The 21,111-nt window shown below is 56.9% G+C and carries 21 protein-coding genes and 1 tRNA gene; 13 read left to right on the forward strand and 9 right to left on the reverse strand.

Annotation, left to right across the window (positions count from 1 at the left end; all coding sequences use genetic code 11):
- Nucleotides 1–2 precede the first annotated feature (2 nt).
- The 6 genes from AC2FLP_RS03735 to AC2FLP_RS03760 form a co-directional block, all read right to left on the reverse strand.
- Nucleotides 3–986 (reverse strand): VWA domain-containing protein, encoded by a 984-nt coding sequence (locus AC2FLP_RS03735; RefSeq protein ID WP_496680653.1) that lies wholly within the window; start codon nucleotides 984–986, stop codon nucleotides 3–5.
- On the reverse strand, nucleotides 986–1,459 hold the full coding sequence (locus tag AC2FLP_RS03740; RefSeq protein ID WP_496680651.1) for a DUF4381 domain-containing protein: 474 nt from the start codon (nucleotides 1,457–1,459) through the stop codon (nucleotides 986–988). The genes AC2FLP_RS03735 and AC2FLP_RS03740 overlap by 1 nt, the downstream gene beginning before the upstream one ends.
- A complete protein-coding gene (locus tag AC2FLP_RS03745; protein ID WP_205511921.1) occupies nucleotides 1,456–2,403 on the reverse strand; it encodes a DUF58 domain-containing protein in 948 nt (315 codons plus the stop codon). The genes AC2FLP_RS03740 and AC2FLP_RS03745 overlap by 4 nt, the downstream gene beginning before the upstream one ends.
- Before the next feature lie 17 nt (nucleotides 2,404–2,420).
- Complete coding sequence (locus AC2FLP_RS03750; RefSeq protein WP_496680649.1) at nucleotides 2,421–3,398, reverse strand: AAA family ATPase; 978 nt, start codon at nucleotides 3,396–3,398, stop codon at nucleotides 2,421–2,423.
- Nucleotides 3,399–3,514: 116 nt separating this feature from the next.
- Nucleotides 3,515–4,627, reverse strand: coding sequence for an acetoin utilization protein AcuC (locus AC2FLP_RS03755; protein ID WP_496680647.1), 1,113 nt, complete (start codon nucleotides 4,625–4,627; stop codon nucleotides 3,515–3,517).
- A 3-nt stretch (nucleotides 4,628–4,630) separates the two neighbouring features.
- Nucleotides 4,631–5,716, reverse strand: coding sequence for an AI-2E family transporter (locus AC2FLP_RS03760; protein ID WP_496680645.1), 1,086 nt, complete (start codon nucleotides 5,714–5,716; stop codon nucleotides 4,631–4,633).
- Nucleotides 5,717–5,886: 170 nt separating this feature from the next.
- Here AC2FLP_RS03760 and AC2FLP_RS03765 point away from each other — a divergent pair, with 170 nt between their 5' ends.
- From AC2FLP_RS03765 to AC2FLP_RS03775, 3 genes are all read left to right on the forward strand, one after another.
- The gene (locus AC2FLP_RS03765; RefSeq protein ID WP_496680643.1) at nucleotides 5,887–6,753 is read left to right on the forward strand and encodes a YihY/virulence factor BrkB family protein; all 867 of its coding nucleotides are present in this window, start codon (nucleotides 5,887–5,889) and stop codon (nucleotides 6,751–6,753) included.
- The gene (locus AC2FLP_RS03770) at nucleotides 6,750–8,651 is read left to right on the forward strand and encodes a cytochrome c3 family protein (protein ID WP_496680640.1); all 1,902 of its coding nucleotides are present in this window, start codon (nucleotides 6,750–6,752) and stop codon (nucleotides 8,649–8,651) included. Before AC2FLP_RS03765 ends, AC2FLP_RS03770 begins: the two co-directional genes overlap by 4 nt.
- 87 nt (nucleotides 8,652–8,738) lie before the next feature.
- Nucleotides 8,739–8,930, forward strand: a complete 192-nt coding sequence (locus tag AC2FLP_RS03775) for a hypothetical protein (protein WP_162896771.1) — start codon at nucleotides 8,739–8,741, stop codon at nucleotides 8,928–8,930.
- Here the strand turns inward: AC2FLP_RS03775 and AC2FLP_RS03780 are convergent.
- Nucleotides 8,927–9,649 (reverse strand): RlmE family RNA methyltransferase, encoded by a 723-nt coding sequence (locus AC2FLP_RS03780; RefSeq protein WP_496680638.1) that lies wholly within the window; start codon nucleotides 9,647–9,649, stop codon nucleotides 8,927–8,929. The two genes, AC2FLP_RS03775 and AC2FLP_RS03780, sit on opposite strands and share 4 nt — an antisense overlap.
- A complete protein-coding gene (locus tag AC2FLP_RS03785) occupies nucleotides 9,649–10,761 on the reverse strand; it encodes a Ppx/GppA phosphatase family protein (protein WP_496680636.1) in 1,113 nt (370 codons plus the stop codon). The genes AC2FLP_RS03780 and AC2FLP_RS03785 overlap by 1 nt, the downstream gene beginning before the upstream one ends.
- A 180-nt stretch (nucleotides 10,762–10,941) precedes the next feature.
- On the opposite strand from AC2FLP_RS03785, the gene AC2FLP_RS03790 reads away from it, so the two are divergent.
- From AC2FLP_RS03790 to AC2FLP_RS03815, 6 genes are all read left to right on the forward strand, one after another.
- Nucleotides 10,942–12,828 carry a PhoX family protein gene (locus AC2FLP_RS03790; RefSeq protein WP_496680634.1) on the forward strand — a complete coding sequence of 629 codons (1,887 nt, stop codon included), beginning with the start codon at nucleotides 10,942–10,944 and terminating at the stop codon, nucleotides 12,826–12,828.
- A gap of 248 nt (nucleotides 12,829–13,076) precedes the next feature.
- A complete protein-coding gene (locus tag AC2FLP_RS03795; protein WP_117868895.1) occupies nucleotides 13,077–13,373 on the forward strand; it encodes a virulence factor in 297 nt (98 codons plus the stop codon).
- A gap of 25 nt (nucleotides 13,374–13,398) precedes the next feature.
- A complete protein-coding gene (locus tag AC2FLP_RS03800) occupies nucleotides 13,399–14,325 on the forward strand; it encodes a methylenetetrahydrofolate reductase (protein WP_496676027.1) in 927 nt (308 codons plus the stop codon).
- A gap of 9 nt (nucleotides 14,326–14,334) precedes the next feature.
- The gene (locus AC2FLP_RS03805; protein ID WP_496680630.1) at nucleotides 14,335–15,396 is read left to right on the forward strand and encodes a methyltetrahydrofolate cobalamin methyltransferase; all 1,062 of its coding nucleotides are present in this window, start codon (nucleotides 14,335–14,337) and stop codon (nucleotides 15,394–15,396) included.
- A 126-nt stretch (nucleotides 15,397–15,522) separates the two neighbouring features.
- Nucleotides 15,523–16,350, forward strand: a complete 828-nt coding sequence (locus AC2FLP_RS03810) for a polyphosphate kinase 2 family protein (RefSeq protein ID WP_496680627.1) — start codon at nucleotides 15,523–15,525, stop codon at nucleotides 16,348–16,350.
- A gap of 71 nt (nucleotides 16,351–16,421) precedes the next feature.
- Nucleotides 16,422–16,495: transfer RNA gene (locus AC2FLP_RS03815), tRNA-Gly, on the forward strand.
- 136 nt (nucleotides 16,496–16,631) lie between these two features.
- On the opposite strand, the gene AC2FLP_RS03820 is transcribed toward AC2FLP_RS03815, so the two are convergent.
- Complete coding sequence (locus tag AC2FLP_RS03820) at nucleotides 16,632–17,654, reverse strand: LacI family DNA-binding transcriptional regulator (RefSeq protein ID WP_299893563.1); 1,023 nt, start codon at nucleotides 17,652–17,654, stop codon at nucleotides 16,632–16,634.
- Between the two features lie 134 nt (nucleotides 17,655–17,788).
- Between AC2FLP_RS03820 and AC2FLP_RS03825 the strand changes: the two genes are divergently transcribed.
- The 4 genes from AC2FLP_RS03825 to AC2FLP_RS03840 all read left to right on the forward strand — a co-directional run bounded on the left by AC2FLP_RS03825 (nucleotide 17,789) and on the right by AC2FLP_RS03840 (nucleotide 21,107).
- The gene (locus AC2FLP_RS03825) at nucleotides 17,789–17,974 is read left to right on the forward strand and encodes a hypothetical protein (RefSeq protein ID WP_496680625.1); all 186 of its coding nucleotides are present in this window, start codon (nucleotides 17,789–17,791) and stop codon (nucleotides 17,972–17,974) included.
- Nucleotides 17,975–17,997: 23 nt separating this feature from the next.
- Nucleotides 17,998–19,143, forward strand: coding sequence for a TRAP transporter substrate-binding protein (locus tag AC2FLP_RS03830; protein ID WP_299893561.1), 1,146 nt, complete (start codon nucleotides 17,998–18,000; stop codon nucleotides 19,141–19,143).
- Nucleotides 19,144–19,254: 111 nt separating this feature from the next.
- Complete coding sequence (locus AC2FLP_RS03835; RefSeq protein WP_117868902.1) at nucleotides 19,255–19,767, forward strand: TRAP transporter small permease; 513 nt, start codon at nucleotides 19,255–19,257, stop codon at nucleotides 19,765–19,767.
- An 11-nt stretch (nucleotides 19,768–19,778) separates the two neighbouring features.
- Nucleotides 19,779–21,107 (forward strand): TRAP transporter large permease, encoded by a 1,329-nt coding sequence (locus tag AC2FLP_RS03840; protein WP_299893559.1) that lies wholly within the window; start codon nucleotides 19,779–19,781, stop codon nucleotides 21,105–21,107.
- The last annotated feature ends 4 nt before the right edge of the window (nucleotides 21,108–21,111 follow it).

Here is a 21,111-nt window from a genome sequence, read left to right on the forward strand (position 1 = left end):
TGTCAGACGACCCCGCGGTGCCGCTGGGTGAAATGGAACCCGGCCATGCTGACCATAATGACGATCGACGCAAATAGTAACGGAATATGGGCAAGGCTACGTTTGGGCCGATAGCTTTGTGTTTCCACAATTCTGGGGTTCAGTTCATCAATGCGTTCATAGGTCTGTTCGAGGGCCGAGGCATCGTCGGCAAAGAAATACTCTCCGCCCGTACGCGCGGCTATGTCCTTCAAAGCCTGCAAATCCACACGATCTTCACCCGTTGCATTCGGGTCTCCGACACCAATCGTATAGACAACTACGTTCTTTTCCGCAGCAATTGCCGAGGCATTGACCGGTGTCATGCGACTGGATGTATCGGCGCCATCGCTGAGTACGATCATCAGGCGTTGCTCAACCTCGCTGGACTCAAAGGTTCGAATGCCAAGTCCGATGGCATCGCCCAAAGCTGTGTTCGGACCCGCCATGCCAACTTGAGTTTGGTCCAGGAACCCATTCAAACTGTTCAGATCTTCCGTGAAGGGCGCTTGAATGAACGCGCGTGTTCCGAAGATGATCAACGCCATCCTGTCGCCATCTCTTTCAGAGATGAACTGTTTCAGAACTTCTTTGACCGCCTCCAGCCTTTGCATCGGTGTACCGGACCCGGACTCGAAGTCCCGCTGATCCATCGAGCCAGAGATATCCAGCGCCAAAACCACATCTCGGGCAGATTTCTCTATAACGATGGGGTCGCCCAATCGTTCCGGACGGGCCAGCGCCAGAACCAGCAGAAGCCAAATCAATACCACGTTGGCGGTTTGAAGCCAGGCACGGCTGCGGATAATTGACCCGGATTTCGGCTCGGCGCCTGCTGCTTGCGCAACGCGGCGGAAAAACGGAATGCGAATAGACGCGGTTGTTTCCCGCCGGGGTGGAGCAATGGCGTAGACCAGCACCGGCAGCGGCAGCAGCAAAAACACCCACGGTGCAGAAAAGGAAACCATCACGTTCCCCGATGCAGTTTATGGGACTTGACCCAATGCCGAGCAAGTTGTGTCAAGGCGCGGTTTGGCGGAAGGTCCTTGTACGGCGCTACGAGCAGTGATTGCCCAATGTCAGATAAAAAGATTGTATCATCAGATGTTTGCGAAAGAAAATTCAGCCAATCATCCCCATGAATTCCTGCGACTTGCCTGCGCGGATATGCGACCAACGCGGTGCGGCGAAGGATTTCGGCAACTTTTGCCGACGTGATATCCGGGTTTGCCAGCTCTGCCAGCGCATGGTGTCGATACGCGTTTGCCTGTCTTCGTCGGACGAAAACAACACTGACTAGTACAACAAAGCCAAGCAGAATAACAGCCAGCGCCAACCACCCCCATGTCTGCGGAAGCATCGAAACAGTCGCAGGTTCTGGTGTCGGCTCGAGCATATTCAGCAGATCAACCAGAGATTTCCCTGTCGTGTCGATGCTCATTTCTGCCCCCCGCGATGCCCGAACAGATACAGCAACTGATCCAGAGCAGGTTCCGCCGTTGTCAAAGGAACAACCGGAAAACCGTATCGCCGGGACCAAGTATGCAGTTGGTTCAACCTGTCTTCCATGGATTTGCGAATTTTCCCGGACAATTCGGGGTCGGCGCTGTCGATTTCGATCTGGTCTTTCCCGTCCGAGACCGTGAGTTTCAGATTGGGCGCCAGTACCTTGGCTGTTCTGTCAGAAATATTGAACACGATCAGATCGTTTGAGAACGCAATACGGCGCAGCAAGGACTCCGATCTTTCGTCAAGCCCGTCACAGTCGGAAAACAGGCAAACCAGCCCGTTGGTTTGGGACATACGCGCGGCTTCGGACAACATGTTATTCAAAGCCACGGTTGGTTGCGGGTTCAAGGCAGCGTGCAAGGCCGAATTGGCAGCCCCGATTGATGACAAAAACCGCATAAGCGCCGCAGCGCGGCGCTGTGGCCTGTGTTCTGCAACGCTCGTGTCGCTGAAGACCAGGCCTCCAACACGATCGCCCTGATCGAGAACGCGATGCGCAGTGATTGCGGCAGCTTCGGCAGCGATGACCGACTTCATGTACACTTCTGTTCCAAAAAACATCGAAACGCGCTGGTCGACCAGCAGCAGGGCAGGGCGGTCTCGTTCCTCGGTATAGACCCTAACATGGGGCTCCCCGGTTCGCGCCGTGACTTTCCAGTCAATTGTGCGGATATCGTCGCCCGGTTGGTAGTTTCGCAATTCTTCGAAGTTTAGGCCGCGTCCGCGCAGGCGTGATGCGTGTGTTCCATTCAGGATCGACCGGGCGGGCTGACGTGGCAAAAAGCTCAGAGCACGAGAATGCGGTTCCAGACGCAAGAGGTGATCCGCACTGACGTGAATGCGGGGATCATCGGGATATGTTGTGGATTGATGCACTCGGCCAACCCGAACCGTCAGGGCAGCGCGACGAGACGCAGGATTTCCGCGATCACGTCATCTGCCGTTTTGGCGTTCCCCTGCGCCTCAAAACTCAGCGTGATGCGGTGACGGAACACGTCATGTGCTATGGCTCGAATATCCGCAGGGTCCACATAATCGCGCTGGTTCATCCACGCATGCGCTCGACCGCATTTGTCCAATGCCAATGAGGCACGCGGGCTGGCGCCGATTTCGATCCAGCTGGCCAGTTCTTCGCTGAGCGCCGCAGGCGTCCGGGTCGCCTGAACCAGATCGGCCATATAGCGGTCCATTGCATCCGAAACATGGATCTGCCCAATTTCCGAACGCGCTGCAAAAACGGCGTCCTGCGGGATCGTCGGTGGTGGCTCGCTTGACGCGCCTTTCCCGGCCGCGATCTCCTCGCCCCGTACCATTCGGATCACTTCAACCTCATCCTCGACCGGCGGATAGGTGATCTGAACATGCATCAGGAACCGGTCCATCTGCGCTTCGGGCAGGGGATAGGTGCCTTCTTGTTCAATGGGGTTCTGGGTTGCCATCACGATGAACAATGGTTCCATTTTGTGGGTGGTTCCAGATACCGTGACCTGCCGTTCTTCCATCGCTTCCAGCAAAGCGGCCTGCACCTTTGCCGGTGCCCTGTTGATCTCGTCAGCGAGGACGATGTTGGCAAAGATCGGACCGGGTTCAAAGCGAAAGGTGCCGCCCTCATCACTCTGTTGAAACACCTCGGTTCCCGTCACGTCTGAAGGCAGCAGATCAGGCGTGAACTGGATCCTGCTGAAATCCGCATCCAGATTGCGTGCCATCGCCTTGACTGCACGTGTTTTGGCCAATCCGGGCAGACCTTCGATCAGAAGGTTTCCGTTGGCCAGCATCCCGATCAGCAGTCGGTCGATGACCTCGGTTTGCCCGATGATGGACTGGCCCATGCGGGCCTTGAGATCAAGTATCTGATTAAGTGCATTCATGGGTGGTGGTCCAATCGGTGCCAAACTGGAAGAATTGAAGTGATAACGGAACAGGGGTTAAGCCGGTCAGGAATATCCCGAAATGTCGGAATGTTAGCAGGCTTTGACGGACCGATCTACTGTGAATGCCTGGCGGTGAGGTGGCGCAAATCGTTCCTCAGTTCCTGTCGTATGGGCCCGATGTTTGGCGCGTCTCGCAAACTGTCCAGCCAGTGGGGTTGAGGCGCCTGTCCTGCGGCCCTGCTCCAGGTCAGATCCCGCAGGATTTTCTGTGCACCGACGTCAAGTGTGTCAGGAACTTCGAAATCATTCAGGGTGGCCCAAACGCCGCTCCACAAGCGTCCCACGGACCAGGGATTGTATCCACCGCCACCCAGAACCAGAAAACGAGGCGAAAGAGACTTCAGCGCCGCGACCGTTCGCCAATGCGCGTTGTTGGACAGGGTCAAACGCGAAAGCGGGTCTTCGGCCACGGCGTCGGCTCCGCATTGCAGGACAATCGCTTGCGGTTTGAACGCTTCGGTCGCTGGCAGGATCAATTGATCCAGAATGGCGGCAAATTCGTCGTCGTTCAGATGTCTTGGAACGGGCAGGTTGAAGGCCGCGCCACCGGCGTCTTCCTCAAGTTGGCCCGTGAACGGCCATCGCCGCGCCTCATGGACCGAGATCATCCGGACTCTGTCCGACCCGTGAAACGCAAGTTCAACCCCGTCGCAATGATGGGCGTCGATGTCGACATAGACCACGCGCTCTATGCCAGTGTTCAAAAGGGACTGTATCGCCAGAACCGGATCATTCAGATAGCAAAACCCGTTCGCCCGGTCCGCAAGGCCGTGGTGTGTACCGCCCGCAGGGTTGAAAACGATCCCGCCGTCCCGGATCAGTTCGGCGGCCAACATGGAACCACCGGCAGCGGTTGCAGGTCGGCGGTACATCTCGGCGAAGACCGGGTTCGACAGAGTCCCCAAACCGTATCTTTTCCGTGTTTCGTCCGTGACATGCTGGTACGCTTCCGCCTTTTGCAGGGCGGCGATATAGTCCGGCGTATGAAACGTTTCCAATACACCGGGTTTTGCGCAGGGGCTGACGCGGTAGTTCTCGGACGTCAACCAACCCAGTTCGCGACACAGATCGATGACGGTTGAAACCCGCGGGATGGCCAGCGGGTGCTTTGAACCGTAGGTCGAGTTGCGGTAGATATCCGATCCGATGAAAAGGGGGCGCTTCATGACCTAGCTTGTTGTGGCCTGACTGTTATCCTCGCCCAACCTGCCATCCAGAGACATCAGTATGGCGACCGGCCGAAGTGCCGGGATGTGGCTGAAAACGATCAGGATGCATACTGTCAGAGGCACACTCAGAAACGCACCGATCAGGCCCCAGACCGTTGTCCAGAAGGTCAGGGCCAGAATGACAAGAAAGGTCGACATGTTCAGGGATCGACCAAGCATGGCCGGATCAAGGAAATTGCCGATCAGGAATTGGATCGTTCCACATCCCAGCACGATGACCAGAAAGGGGATGATCGTTTCGAATTGAACAAGTGCGATCATAGCCGGAAAAAACACGGCTATGATCGAACCGATCGAGGGGATGAAGTTCAGGGCAAAGGTCAGTACGGCCCAGGTTTCCGCGTATTCCAGACCAAGCGAGCGGAAAACCGTGTAGCTGATGGTTGCCGTTATCAGGCTGATCAGGGTTTTGACGCCGACATAACGCTGCAAGCTGACCGAAATCGCATCGAGCATGGTGGAAAACTCGGCTGCGGCGACGGGATCTCCGGCCGCCAGTTGGATCTTTTTCCGAAACGCCAGTCGTTCGGCCATCAGAAAGGCGACATACAGGCTGATCAGGAAAAACTGGTTCAACAATGAGGTGGCGCTGCCCAGCAATACGCGTGCGACATAGGACATGTCGATACTGACCAGATTGTCACGAATGAAGGTGGTCACGTCGTTGCCGACCAGTCCCGTTACACGCTCGACCGCACCATCGAACTGGTTTTCATAGGTGCTGACGGAGCGTGCAAATTGCGTCGCCTGACTGCCCAGCACGTACATGATCATGAACAAACCCGCCAGAACGACGGTCACACCGGCGACATTGGCCAGCCAGACCGAAGCGCGGGTCACGGCTACGACGCGATCGCTCAGCGCTATGATCAGAACATTGACCAGTAGCGCCATGGCAAGCGGGATCAGGAAGTTCGCACCGGCATAGAGGCCCAGCACGATCAGTGTCGCGATGATGCATGTATCCCGGACAACGGACAGTCGAAGCCTGGGTCTAACCGTGATGTCTTCTTGATCCGGGGTCATTCGGAATCCTGTTTCTTGCAAAAGCAGCGCCCATTTTCCATCCTGCGTGACCCAATCCTGCACGCGAGGCCAGGTTTATGCAATGCGTTCAGGCGTTTGTTGGCCCTCATTCGCCAAATAGATATTGATGACGGGTTCTGTGTTCCATTTCGGCAGGTTAGGGTTGCAGCATGACCACTGCCGCGAATCCCCTGTTTAGCCGACCTGTTCGGGCGCTTTGGCTGTCGATCCGCCGGTTCAGCAGAAAGAACGGCTTTGTCATGAGCAGCCATGTCGCCATGTCGCTGATGATGGCGCTGTTTCCTTTTGTGCTGTTCACCGTGGCGCTGGCAGGGGCGTTGTCGCAAGGCTATGTCACGGATGAGTTGATTGACCTGATTTTCGGAGCGTGGCCCAAGGATGTCGCCGATCCCATCGTGGCCGAACTGCGGGCCGTTCTGGCCGGATCCGGCTCGGGTGTTATCACCTTGGGTGGTCTGCTGGCGATTTATTTTGCCTCCAACGGCGTGGCCGCCGTACGTGCAGCCATGAACCAGGCCTACCACGACGAGGACAGTTGGCCATTCTGGAAAACCCGGCTGCTCTGCCTGGTGCTGGTCATTCTGGGCGGGGCGGCCATTTTGATCATCGCCGCGGTCGAGGTGGTTTTGCCAGTCTATACGAAACTGGTGGCCGAACACACAGAAGGTGCCGTGGCCAACTGGTTTTCAGTGGATCGCCTGCGCTGGACGTTTACCGTAGCGGTTCCAGCGGGCACGGTTCTTCTGGCACATCTTGTGCTGCCAACCCGCAGGCACAGCCTGATGCAAATTCTGCCCGGCGTCCTGCTGACTTTGGCCTTGTGGGCGGCCGGTGGATGGGCTTTTTCAATTTATATCAGCCAGTTCGCCACCTACAGCGCCACCTATGCTGGATTGGCGGGGGCTATGGCGGCATTGATTTTCCTGTATCTCTATTCCGCGATCCTGATTTTGGGGGCCGAATACAATGGTGCATTGATTGATCTGCAAAAAGCCTCTGAAGGAGATATGGCATGAGATTTGCCCTGATACTGGCCTACCTTGCAATCGCTGGCGAAATTCAGGCGCAGACGCCAGAGTATGTAGGTTCAGATCAGTGTACCGGCTGTCATCAGCAAGAAGCCGAAGCCTGGGCTGGGTCACACCATGCGCTGGCGTGGACAGGTACCACTGACGGCACTCTTGCGGCCGATTTTGACGGAACCCGGTTCGATCATGACGGTATGGCCGTCCAGTTCAAACGTGAGGCAGGCAGGTTCTCGGCCAGTGTAACGGAAAAGGACGGTGTAACGAAGGAGTATGACGTTCATTCCGTCGTTGGAATCGAACCCTTGCAGCAATACCTTTTTGAGACTGAACCGGGCCGGTTGCAAAGTTTTGACGTGGTTTGGGATACCGAGCAAAAGCGCTGGTATCACCTGTATCCTGATCAGGACCTGCCGCCTGATGACGGGTTGCATTGGACGGGCCCCTACAAGAGCTGGAACGCGCGCTGCGCCGAGTGTCACGCCACGGGATTTGAAAAAAACTACGATCCTCAAACCAGAACCTACACCTCTCAACAGGTCGAGATCGGGGTTGGGTGCGAGGCCTGCCATGGGCCGGGGTCTGCACATATCGATTGGGTCCAAGAACAGGGGTCTTCAGATGGCCTGGGCGACGCCGGCTTTCTGATGAGTTGGGGCAAAGGGCGGGCCGAAGAAGAAATACAGCAATGCGCCGGATGCCATTCCCGGCGCGAGGCGCATGGCAATGGAAACCCGGTTCCGGGAACCCCGTATCATGATGCGTATAATCTGGCTGTGCTGCGCCCCGGTTCGTATCATCCTGACGGGCAGATACTGGATGAGGTTTACGTCTATGGATCGTTCCTGCAATCCAAGATGTACGCGCAGGGCGTGGGATGCATGAACTGTCACGAACCGCACAGCGCAGAGTTGAAGGCCGAAGGAAATGGAGTTTGCACGCAGTGCCATTCATCCGCCGGAAACCCGGAGTTCCCGACCCTTGACCTCAAGGAGTACGACACCCCCGAGCATCACAAACATCCGGCAGACAGCGAAGGGGCGCAGTGCAAAAGCTGCCATATGATCGAGCGGACCTACATGGGTGTCGACGGTCGACGCGATCACAGCTTTCGCATACCGCGACCGGATCTGGGGCTGGGTGTTGATGCCTGCACAGACTGCCATCAGGGCGAAGATCAAGCTTGGGCTGCCGACCAGATAAAGGATTGGTTCCCAGGCTCGCCAAATCGGAGCGCGCATTTCGGGACGGTTTTCAAGGCTGCGACCGAAGGGCAGCTCGACACGCCCGAGGGTTTGCTTTCCGTTGCAATGGATGCGTCGCAGCCGGGGATTGTGAGAGCGACCGCCGCATATCTTATGCAGCCGTTTGGCTCGCCAGAGATGGCCGCTGTCACGGCGCCGCTTTTGCAAGAAGATGACCCGCTGATACGAGCGAATGCAGTGGCGCTACAGCGTCAGGCCAGCGCGACAGATCAGGTGCAAAGACTTGAGCCCTTATTGTCTGATCCTTTGCGAAACGTGCGCATCGCTGCCGCCAAAGAGTTCCTGAGTATTCCTCCGCAGGCTTTGACACCTCAGCAACGGGCTTTAACCGGGAAGGGCATGTCAGAATGGCAGGAGTCGATTTCGAATAGGCTGGATGCCCCGGAAACCCACCTTGTACTGGGGGGCATGGCGTTGACGCTTCGCAACGCTCCTGCGGCGGAACAGGCCTTTCGCGAAGTTGTGACGCTGGACCCGCAGCGGGCCGAGGCGTGGCCTATGCTCGTGCAATTGGTGCAGATCAATCGCGGTCCGGAAGCTGCGCGAGCCGCCTTGCAAGAGGCATTGGACAAGTTGCCCGATGATCCGGCACTGCGGCAATTGTCGCAACAACTCAGCCCTTGAACCGGCATATACGTGCCCGATTTGCTCCATCTTCACGGCAAGATTCCCCGCTAACAACATTTCAGGTGTGCTGTTCAGAGGTGATGGATGTCTATTGAAGTGTCAAAGCAGAGAGCAACGGATGTACGATCTATTTCGTTGGCGCAACGTATTGAAGAGTTGCGCAGCCGCGAACCTGTATACCTGACCCATGGTGACACATTGATGTTGCAGGGCATGGCGGCCACGTCGTTGCGCGAACAACGCCTGAGCGGAAATCGCATTCGGTTGGATGATTAAGAATCGCCGCGAAACCCTGTTGCAACAACGAATTTTTCCGAACTGTCCGAGCGTGACGCAGGCGGTTTGACGTTGGTAACTTTCTGAAACTTCTGCTTTAGCAGTTTTTGCAGATCGCCTTCGGCACCACCGGCGAGAACCTTGGCTACGAAGGTTCCGCCTTCTTCCAGAACGTCAAACGCGAAATAAGCTGCCGCTTCACACAGCGCCATGATTCGCAGGTGATCGGTCTGTTTGTGACCAGATGATGCCGCAGCCATATCCGACATCACTACGTCTGCCTTGCCGTCCAGCCAGTCTTTAACCTTCTGGTCGGCGTCATCTTCCATGAAGTCCAGAACATGGATTTCGGCGCCAGCGACCGGTTCGACCTCTTGCAGGTCAATGCCCAGCACCGATCCGACCCGTTTGCCTGATTTCTCGCCCAGCGCGTTCACCCGCTTGACGGCGACCTGACACCAGCCACCAGGCGCGCAACCCAAATCCACCACGCGCGCGCCGGGCACCAGAAAGCGGAATTTGTCGTCCAGTTCCAGAATTTTATATGCCGCTCGCCCACGATATCCATCGGCCTGAGCGCGTTTTACATAAGGATCGTTCAACTGCCGTTCGAGCCAACGGGTCGAGCTGAGCTTTCGCCCACGTGCTGTTTTGACCTTCACCTTCAGGTCGCGCTGCCCGCGGCCCGAGTTGTTTTTTCCACTTGGTGTTTTCGCCATCAGAACGGTCCGTCTTCCAATACACCGTCCGCGCTCATCTGCGCATACAGCAAACCCTCGCGCAGCCCCCGGTCCGCCACCGAAAGGCGGTCAGTGGGCCAGCAACGGAGCAAAGCCTGCAATATGGCCGAACCGGACATGATCAGGGCTTGCCGGTCTTCACCAATTCGAGGGTCCCGGCGCCGCCCATGAGGGCCGAGTTCTAAATACCCGCGTATGACTTTGTCAATCTGATCGCTGGTCATGCGCAGCCCGTCCACTTTGGTCCGGTCATATCGCTTGAGGCCCAGATGAGAGGCCGCAACAGTAGTGACTGTGCCGCTGGTGCCGACGATCTGAAACCCTACGCGCGCCTGTTCGTCCTTATAGGGTGCAAAATCGGCAAGGTTTTCCTCGAAAAACCAACTCATCAACGCAAAACGGGCGGCGTCATTCTCGACATCATTGAACTGGTCCCGCAGCGTGGCAACTCCCAGCGGCACACTGATCCAATCAACGACCTTTGCTGCCGGAAAGGGGCTGTCGGCAGGGTGAAACCCGTGGTGCAGCCGCATGATTGCTGCTGGCCGGTCGCGACGCGGAACGGACGAGATGTCTATCCAGACCAATTCGGTCGAGCCACCTCCTATATCGACGACCAGCAACTGCTCGGTCTTGGTTGAAACCAGCGGGGCACAGGAAATCACTGCCAGACGGGCTTCTTCCTCGGGCTGAATTATCTCAAGCGTAAGGCCGGTTTCGCGCTTCACCTGCCGGATGAATTCGCGCGAGTTCTTGGCGCGGCGGCACGCCTCGGTCGCGATCAGACGCATCCGTCTGACCTTGTTGCGTTTCAGCTTTTGCTGGCAGATTCGCAAAGCCTGAACGGTACGAGCCATGGACGCCCGCGACAGCCGTCCGGTGCGTTCCAGACCCGCGCCCAATTGCACGGATTTGGAGAAGCTGTCTACCACATGGAACCCACTGCCCTTGGGCTGGGCGATCAACATGCGGCAACTATTTGTACCCAAATCCAGTGCCGCGTAAAGAGCATCCGGATCGGGTCTTGCCGGCGCGGGGCTTTCGACCGCTTTCGGGAACGCGCCCGCACCTTTGGGACGCTTGGGCGCCATCGTTACGCCCTCCGATTTTCGAGTTACCCCGACCCTAGGCGGGGGATTGCCGACGTGCAAGTGATTTCAATTTTGAAATTAACGTGCGTGTCACATGCCGTTCATACTCAGGTGCGATGGGCATTCATGGAACCCTCAGCAGGATTCTTTTCGAGCTTACAGCCAGATATGGAGATTAACATGAAAGACGATCACACCCTTTCCTTTGATGAATACGATGAAATCATAAGCCCGCGACCTGAAGAATGTGACTTTGACCGCGTTGTCGAGCGCGCGTTGTCGCGTCGCGGATTCATGGGTGGCGTCCTGGCGATGGGCAGTTTCGCTGCCGTTGGCGGCTCGATTCTGCCGACTACTGCGCGCGCTGCGGCAGATCGTTTCTCGTTCGAGGCGATTCCGGTTTCGACGGCTGACGAAGTGATTGTGCCTTCGGGTTACAAAGCCGAGGTCATAGTGCGCTGGGGTGATCCGCTGTGGTCGGATGTGCCTGAATTCAATCATGCCACCCGAGGCACGGCAGCCAGTCAGGAACGCGCATTTGGTGACAACACGGATGGCCAGGATGTGTTTTACCACGACGGTCATGTTCTGCTGGTGGTGAACAACGAGTATACCAACCGCGACATTCTTTGGGGCAACAATCCGGACGCCAAGGCAGCATCCGATGACGACGTTGCCAAAGGCATGATGGCCCATGGCGTTACCATTGTGGAAATTGCCAACAGAGATGGAAAATGGGGTATCGTAAAGGACAGCCCGTATAACCGCCGTGTTACACCGCAGACCGAGATGACCATCACCGGTCCGGCCGCGGGTCACGACCTTATGAAGACCGCCGCCGATCCGTCCGGCATGACGTGCAAGGGAACATGGAACAATTGCGGAAATGGCATGACACCGTGGGGCACGTATCTGGCCTGTGAAGAGAACTTCAATGGTTACTTCTCGGCTGAGGATGAAAACCACGAAACCAGCCCTGAACTGAAACGCTATGGAGTATCGGCAAGCGATTGGGGCTATGGCTGGGCCAAGATCGACGACCGTTTCGACGTGTCCAAAAACCCCAACGAACCAAACCGTGCCGGATATGTCGTCGAGATTGACCCGACCGACCCGACATCGACACCGCGCAAGCTGACAGCGCTTGGGCGCTTCAAGCACGAGAACGCGGAAACCGTAGTCAACAACGATGGTCGCGTCGTGGTTTACATGGGCGATGATGAACGCGGAGAATTCCTGTACCGCTTCGTTTCCGATGGCGTTTACGCAGCCGGGGTGGACACGAATGCGCTGCTTGAGAATGGAACGCTTTCGGTCGCCAAGTTCAACGATGACGGCACCGGTGAGTGGATCGATCTGACACCTGAAACCAGCGGGCTTGCATCGCAGGCCGAGGTTTGCATCCACACGCGTCAAGCCGCTTCGGCCGTTGGTGGCACGACAATGGACCGCCCGGAATGGGTGGCATCAAACCCGAATGCACCCGAAGTCTATTGCTGTCTGACCAACAACAAGAACCGTGGTGTCAAACCGAATGCAGGGGGCGACGATACCTCGGCCAACGGCCCGAACCCGCGGGACAAGAACAATTACGGTCAGATCGTGCGTTGGCGACCGGACGGTGGTGATCATACCGCTGCCGGCTTCGGCTGGGATCTGTACGTGCTGGCAGGCAATCCCACCGTGCATGAAAATGCCTATGCCGGATCCGAGAACGTGAACGCCGACAACATGTTCAATTCACCCGACGGATTGAAATTCGACACCAATGGTTTGCTCTGGATTCAAACCGACGGAAACTATGGAAACGAAGGGGACTTCGCCGGTCAGGGCAATAACCAGATGCTGGCAGGTGACCCTGTCACGGGCGAAATTCGCCGCTTTCTGGTTGGCCCGAATGAGTGCGAGGTCACCGGTCTCAGCTGGTCTCCAGATCGCCGCACAATGTTTGTCGGCATTCAGCACCCGGGCGAAGACGGCAACAGCCACTGGCCTGAAGGCGCTGACTCGGTGCCGCGTTCGGCCATTATCGCCATTACTCGCGAGGATGGCGGTCTAGTCGGTTAAAGCCATTTGGCCCATCAATTCATGCCTCGGACGGTTTCTTCCGTCCGGGGTTTTTCTTTTTTATGCAGCGCTTTCATAGTGACGATGAGAATTATGATATGCGCGTTTTCCGGAAAACTGGGTAAAAGCCACGTACCCTACAGTAGGCGCAAAACGTCGTTTGGAAAGCGCCGTGTGTCGAAAATCGACCGACCCAAGCCTACATTGAAGTTTAGAACCGGCCCATCGGGTTAGGAGGAATCACAGCAATGCCTGACGTCACCATCGTGTATTGGCGCGACATTCCCGCTCAGGTCATCGTCGGCAAAGGCCGTCGTGGCGCAAAGCGGCAGTTGGAAGAACGGTTTGAACAAGCCATCGACCGTGCCGCGATGAAGGTGAACGCCAAGGACAGTGATGCCTATCTGGCCGAATGGCGCAAAGCCGAACCTTTCGCGGTCGAAGGCGATCCTGCCGAGATTGCCGAAGCCGAAGCTGTGCGTCTGGAAACGGAATACGATCAGGACCGCGTCAAAGCGCTGATCGCCAATGACGGTTGGGCATGAGCCCCAGACTTTATGGGAGGCCGAAATGGCTTTGCTGAACTTCAAGAAACGTGATGTGGTCGAAAACGGCCCAGTAAATCCGACCGTCGAAGCCTTTTTGCAGGGCTATTCGATCGAGGTGATGCCGCGCACCGCCGAAAAGGTCGAGGATTTCCGCCCGCTGCTGCCCGAGGGAACACGCGTGTACATCGCCCATATCGAGGGCACTCCGATCGAGGATATGGTCAAGACCGCCAAGCGGATCGCGGCCGAGGGGTATCCGGTGATGCCGCACTTTCCGGCGCGGATAATCAAAGACGCGGCCACCCTGGAAAACTGGATCGCCATGTACCAGGGCGAAGCAGGTGTCGAACAGGCGTTGTTGCTGGCCGGTGGTGTTGCCAATCCGCACGGCGATTTCGACAGTTCGATGCAGTTGCTGGAAACCGGTCTGTTCGACAAGGCGGGATTCAAGCGCCTGCACGTGGCCGGTCACCCCGAAGGTAACAAGGACATTGACCCGGACGGCTCGACCAGAAACGTCGATGACGCGTTGCGCTGGAAACAGAAGTTCAACGAGACCACGGACGCCGAAATGGCGCTGGCCACCCAGTTCGCCTTTGACGCCAAGCCGATCATCGCCTGGGCCGACAGCCTGAAAGAATCCGGAATTGATCTGCCGATCCATATCGGTATCGCCGGTCCGGCCAAGCTGCAGACTCTGATCAAGTTCGCCATCGCGTGCGGTGTTGGCCCGTCTCTGAAGGTGCTGCAAAAGCGTGCCATGGACGTCTCCAAGCTGTTGTTGCCCTACGAGCCGACCGATGTTGTGACCGAACTGGCCAACCACAAAGCGGCCAACCCGGATTTCAACATCACCAACGTACACTTCTTCCCACTTGGCGGCATCAAGACCAACGCCAACTGGGCCATCAATAACGGCGGTGCCTCTGCACAGCCTGTAAACTCCTAAGGAACGGACATGACGCGTACAGTCGTAGAATCAAAAACAAAAACAGCCGTCCTGGGCTTTGACGAACCGTTCTGCGTGATCGGTGAGCGGATCAATCCGACTGGCCGCAAGAAACTGGCCGCCGAGCTGGAAGCGGGCGATTTCTCGACCGTCGAGAAAGACGCGCTGGCGCAGGTAGCTGCGGGAGCAACCGTTCTGGATATCAATGCGGGCGTTGTCTATAACTCGAACCCCAATCCGAACGAGACCGAGCCGCCGCTGATGCGCAAGATTGTCGAACTGGTTCAGGGGCTGGTCGAAGTACCGCTGTGCATCGACTCGTCGGTTCCAGGTGCGCTGGAAGCGGGTCTGGCGGCGGCCGAGGGCCGTCCGCTGCTGAACTCGGTCACCGGCGAAGAAGAGCGTCTGGAGCTGGTTCTGCCGCTGGTCAAGAAATACAACGTCCCGGTTGTTGCGATCTCGAACGATGACACCGGTATCTCGGAAGATCCCGATGTGCGTTTCGAAGTGGCCAAGAAGATTGTCGAGCGCGCGGCTGATTTCGGGATTCCCGCGCATGACATCGTGGTCGACCCGCTGGTCATGCCCATCGGTGCGATGGCAACTGCTGGTCTGCAGGTGTTCGCGCTGGTCCGTCGCTTGCGCGAAGAGCTGGGCGTAAACACCACCTGTGGTGCGTCCAACGTGTCGTTCGGCCTGCCGAACCGCCACGGCATCAATAACGCTTTCCTTCCAATGGCGATGGGCGCTGGTATGACCTCGGCAATCATGAACCCTGTTGCCTTGCCTGTAGGGCCCAAGAAGATCGCTGAGAAAAAGGCCGAGATTGAAGCCAAGGGTGTCATTCTGCCTGCGGACATGGATGATGAAACCTTCTGCCAGCTGTTCGGTCTTGGCTCGACCAAGCCGCGCGCCGGCAAGGAAATGGAGGCCATTCGCGCCGCCAACCTGCTGACCAATAATGACCCCCATGGCGGTGAGTGGATCAAGTTCAACAAAGCGCCGGACGAGGCGGGTACCGCGGGCCCCGCAGGTGGTCGTCGCGGCGGTGGCCGTCGCCGCCGCGCCTGATTGGGGCGGAACAGACTGCAAAGGCCGGGCCCTGTGCCCGGCCTTTTGCATTTGACCCTGATCAATGCCGATTTGCCACAAGGTTTCAGAATACCCTGATCCAGGATGCAACGATCAGGTGCCAGCATGAGGAAACATCATCCCCCAAAGCTCTCAGATGCAGATCTGAACAAAAGGCTGAATAAAAGGAACTATTTCGATCAGCGGATCGAATTGCAGACAAGGTTGGCCAGAATTCAGCAAGCCTTTCTGTTTCACGGGATCAAGGGCGTGTTGGTGTTCGAAGGCTGGGACGCTGCCGGAAAAGGGGGAACCATTCGCCGGATCAGTCAGGCTTTGGACCCGCGCAGCTTCAAGGTCTGGCCCATCGGCGCGCCCCGAAACTACTACCTCAACCGGCATTATCTGCTGCGGTTCTGGGAACGCCTGCCGCCGTCCGGTGCGATTTCCGCTTTCGACCGCAGCTGGTATGGTCGGGTTCTGGTGGAGCGAATTGAAAAACTGACCCCGGAAACGCGCTGGCGGGCCGCGTATCAGGAAATCAATGACTTCGAACGAATGCTGGTTGATGACGGGACCAGGATTGTAAAACTGTTCTTCCACATTTCACAAGAAGAGCAGATGCGCCGTTTTACCGAGCGTCTGACAAACCCGATGAAACGTTGGAAGCTGACTTACGAAGATTTCAGAAACCGTGAAAAATGGGATGTCGCGGAAGTGGCCGTTGACGAAATGCTGGCACGGACGTCGACAGAAATAGCCCCTTGGCACGTGATCCCATCCAACAACAAGAAATATGCGCGGATCACAGCCATGAAGGCCATTGTTGAAGCGTTTTCACAAGGGATTGATCTGAACCCCCAGCATCTCGATCGCCGAACTTTGGAGGCGGCGGGCGCCGCCTTGGATGTCGACCAGTCCCTGATCGACAGCCTGCGGGCGCGAACCGAGTAAAACCCTTGATGAAGGTGGACGACGATCTGACTTGATCGTTCGGATGCTCTGATGTTATTTCAGTTGGCGCGGCGGGTATGATGTAATGGTAGCCTGTCAGCTTCCCAAGCTGAACGCGCGGGTTCGATTCCCGCTACCCGCTCCAGCAACAATCTGTAAAACGTTGTTAATTAGTCAAAAAGCAGACGCTTTGCGTCCTCATCGCCGCCTTCGCGGATCTCAGTATCTTTAAGATAGCGCGTATTTCGATGGTCCTGTTCAAAGGAATGACAAAGCCGGCGTTACCTGTTGAGGCCAAGCAGAGACTCTCTGCCTACGATGTGGGTTGGCAGTTCGACGGATGTGCCGGGTGAGTTGGATTCGATCATCTGTATCAACGCCAAAGCAGCCTTGCGTCCCATTTCACGATGAGGGACATGAACAGTTGTCAGTGCAGGGGCGACGATGCGCGCAAGCTCGATATCATCAAATCCAGTGATGGAGACATCTTCGGGCACCCGAAGTCCCATCTGCTGAGCTTGCCGTACCGCGCCGACTGCCAGAACGTCGTTGCCGCACAAAACCGCGGATGGCGGGCGGTCGCTCGACATGAGGTGCTTGAATGCCTCGGCACCACTTTCAATCTCGTAGGAGGTTTCGGTCACGACCAGATCGTCTTGCGACAGGCCATGTTGGGACATCGCGTCTTTTATACCTTGGATCCGCAGGCGCGCACGATCATTTCCCTTACTGATGCCGGAAATCGTCGCCAGACGCGTGTGGCCCAATTCGATGATCCTGCTCGCCAAAGCCTCCATTGCCCGTCTGTTGTCAAATCCAATCGAAGGTATGGGTTTGTCCGGCAGGAAGGACCACGCAACCAGGGCCGGCACTTTCTGCCGTTCGAGATAGTCGTAGATTTGCTGGTCACGGTCGTGCCCGATCAGCAGAAGCCCGTCGGCACCCCGGGCAACCAGTGTTCGGATCTGATCTTCTTCTGCGGCCGGCTGGTAGGCTGAGCTGGAGACCAGCAAGGTGTAGCCCTGTTTGTGGATTTCCTCTTGAAATGCCTGCAAACCCCTTGCGAAGATTGCGTTTTCCATTGTCGGGATGATAGCGCCAATAGTGAAAGAACGCCGAGCGGCCATCACACGCGCTGCAAAGTTCGGCGTGTAGCCCAGGGAATCTACGGCAGATAAAACACGCTTTCGCGTTGCCTCGACAACCTGTTGCGGGGTGTTCAGGCACCGCGACACGGTGGCAGTTGAAACGCCTGCTGCCTTGGCAACGTCATCCAGCGTCGGTGCGGACCGATGTTTTGACATTCTCGAACTCTCAATTTCGGTTCGCCTAAGTTAGTCGCATTTTTCCAAGGATGAAAGCGTTTATGTAAGCGCTTGCATTTTTGATGTAAGCGCTTACAAAGACAATTGAGCCGATTCTGAAGGGGGTCCCGGAAATGTATCTCGCTGCATCAGTCATCGTTTTTGCGATCTATTTCGCAAATGTCGCTTTGGGTGCTTTTGCGAACAATGCGTTTCTTGGTGACGTTGGAGAGATGTTGGTTCTGTTCGCGGCCTCGATCTTGTTCGTTGTCGCAATTCTGAAAAAGGAAGCTGACCGGAACGCAAAAGACGGCAGCTGAACTTTTGCTTGGGAGGGCAATTGATGAAAACCGACAAGACCGAACTTGCATCGGCCGAGCGCCGCAATTTTCTAAAACTGAGCGCCAGTGGCGCATTCACGGCCGCATTAGTCGCCGGGGCAGGGGGCGTTTTGTGGTCTTCCGAGGCTGCCGCGCAGACCGCGAAGGAAGAGAGCGAGCGAGAGAAGGCCGCAGACCACGTGATGACGGTGGCCACGGCCTATGTGCTTGGCGCGTCGCGCAGCTACCCGATCATGCAGCTGGATCTGAAGGAGAACATTCAGAACGCCACAAACGGAAAGGTCTATGTCAAACTGGCCCCCGGCGGTCAGCTTGGTGCGGGTGGCGCACTGGTCCAGAAGGTGCAGGGCGGCACCATTCAAGCAGCGCAGCATTCGCTGTCAAACTTTGCGCCATTCGCGTCGACAGTCGACCTGATCAACATGCCGTACCTGTGCGGCTCGAACCAGCGTTTTACCAACCTTGTCCATTCTGACACGTGGAAAAATGAGGTTCACCCCAAGGTCGAGGCCGCAGGATTCAAGGCTCTGTTCTATGTAAACATCGACCCGCGCGTCGTTGCGGTTCGTCAGGGCGGCAATGCAGTGCTCACCCCCGGTGATATGAGCGGGATCAAGTTCCGCGTGCCGGGATCGAAGATGCTGCAACAGTACTATCGCATGGTCGGTGCCAACCCGACGCCCGTAGCCTGGGGCGAGACCCCGTCGGCCATCAAGCAGGGCGTTGCGGACGCGCTCGATCCATCGGTTGGCGCGCTCTATGTCTTTGGTTTCAAGGATATCCTCAGCCACGTGACCTTCACGCAGGCGGTCCCGGATAGCCAAGTTTATTCCTGTAACCTGGAATGGTTCAACTCGATGCCCGCCGATGTACAGGAAGGCATCATGTGGGGGTCAGAAATGACCAGCCATCAGAACCTGTCCAAGGTTCCGTCGGCTCGGGCTTATGCGATGGCCGAGCTGAACAAGGCAGGGGTGCAGTTCCACTCGCTGAGTGACGATCAACTGGCGGAATGGCAGGATGCAGGCGGGTATCAGAACGCCGACTGGGACCCGTTCAAGACGGAATTGGCCGGATCGATGGACAACTTCGAGAAACTTGTCGAAGCGGCCGGCACTCAGGGCAAATACTACGTCCACGACGCCTAAAGCCAAACCGGTGGACGCCTGACGGGCGTCCACGACCTTTTCTTGCAGTCAGCCCGACAACAACCCGCCACGGCAGGCGCGGGCGTGGCTGTCCTTTCGCCGGAGGATCAGATGACCATTCTTCAAAACATAGACCGGAACGCAGAGCGCTGGTTGCTGTTGGTGTTCTACGTGATGCTGGTTATCACCATGGCCATCGAGGTGTTGCGGCGCGAGATTTTTGCCTATTCGTCGATCTGGGGCGAGGAAATTGTTCGGTATTCCTTCATCTACCTCGCCTGGATTGGTGCCGCGGCTGCGGTGAAAGAACGGGCCCATATCCGGATCGATGTGATCATGCACTACATCGGGCCGCGCCCCAAAGCGCTGCTCTATATATTCGGCGATCTCGTGATGTTCGGCGTGGCCATCATCGCGCTGTACTGGTCGTATGAGGCGGTTCACGTTTCGGCCAAATTCGGTTCGGTCACGGATGGGCTTCGGGTATCGAAAGTCTGGTTCCTTATGGCCGTGCCCACTGGGTTTGCCCTGATGATATGGCGGCTGATCCAATCCTTCCTGCGTGACCTGAAATCTCTTCGTGACGGCACCCCCGTCTTCGAAGGCGACAAGCTGTTTGACTGAGGAGAACACGGATGCTTTGGAACTCCCTCAATCAAACCGTTGAACTGGGCTGGGATTTTTACCTGCCAGTCATCCTGTTCGTTGGTCTGATCGCCTTGGCCGTGCCGGTTTGGGCCGCCATTGGAACAGCCGCGATCGTGATGCTGGTCATGTCCGGGGACCTGCCGCTCAGCCTGGTCGGAGAAAGCCTGTTCACAGGTATCGACGCATTTGCCCTTACGGCTGTGCCATTGTTCATCCTGACCGGGGACGTTTTGGTGCGGACCGGTCTGTCGCGCAAATTCCTTGATGTTGCCGAGGCGCTGACGTGCTTCGCCAAAGGCGGGTTCGGTTCGGCAACGGTTCTGGTCTGCGGTATGTTTGCCGCGATTTCAGGGTCGGATGCTGCCGGGGCGGCGGCGGTTGGTCGGATGACAATCAACCGATTGGTGGAAAGCGGGTATCCGCGCCCCTACGCCTGTGCTCTGGTCGCGGCGGGGGCCTGTACCGGCATCCTGATCCCACCATCGATCGCCTATATCATCATCGGGCTTGTGCTGGGTATATCTGCCTCGACCCTCTTTCTGGCGGCATTGATCCCGGGTCTGGCCATCTTGGTGTCTATCTTGATCACCAACATCATCATGAACCGCCTTTATGCCTACGAGGGCGGCGGCGTGATGACGATGGGTGAATGGCTGTCCAATCTGGGCAAGGCGCTAAAGTCGGGCTGGTACGCATTCATCGTGCCGGGGATCATCTTCTACGGCATTTTTTCGGGTCGCCTGACGCCGACCGAGGCGGGCGCAACGGCCGTTGTTGTCACCATAGTCATGGGCTTCATCCTGCGCACTCTGTCACTGGCAGACTTTCCTTCGATGCTGGTCAGTTCGGCCAAGGTGAACGGGGTAATCCTGCCCATCATCGCCTTTTCGGCCCCACTGGCCGAGGCTCTGGCGATTATGGGTGTTCCTCAAGGGTTCGTGGCATCTGTGACATCAATGACTGACGATCCGTATCTTCTGATCCTGTTGATGATCGGTATCCTGATCGCAGCGGGCTGTGTGATGGAGACAACGCCAAACATCGTGATCCTGGCACCGATCCTGAAACCGCTGGCCGACAATATCGGCATGAATGAAATCCAGTTCTGCATCATGATGATCACCGCGCTGGGAGTGGGCTTTATCACGCCGCCATTGGGTCTGAACCTGTTCGTCGTATCTGGCATTACCGGTGAGTCCATTCTGAAGATTGCCGTGCGGGCCGTTCCTTTCGTATTGACCATGCTCATCGTGGTGATCCTGATCGCCTACGTGCCTGCTGTGTCGACTACCTTGCTTCCTGAAATCTACCAATAGGACC

The sequence above is a fragment of the Ruegeria sp. CDSA141 genome (assembly GCF_059612005.1).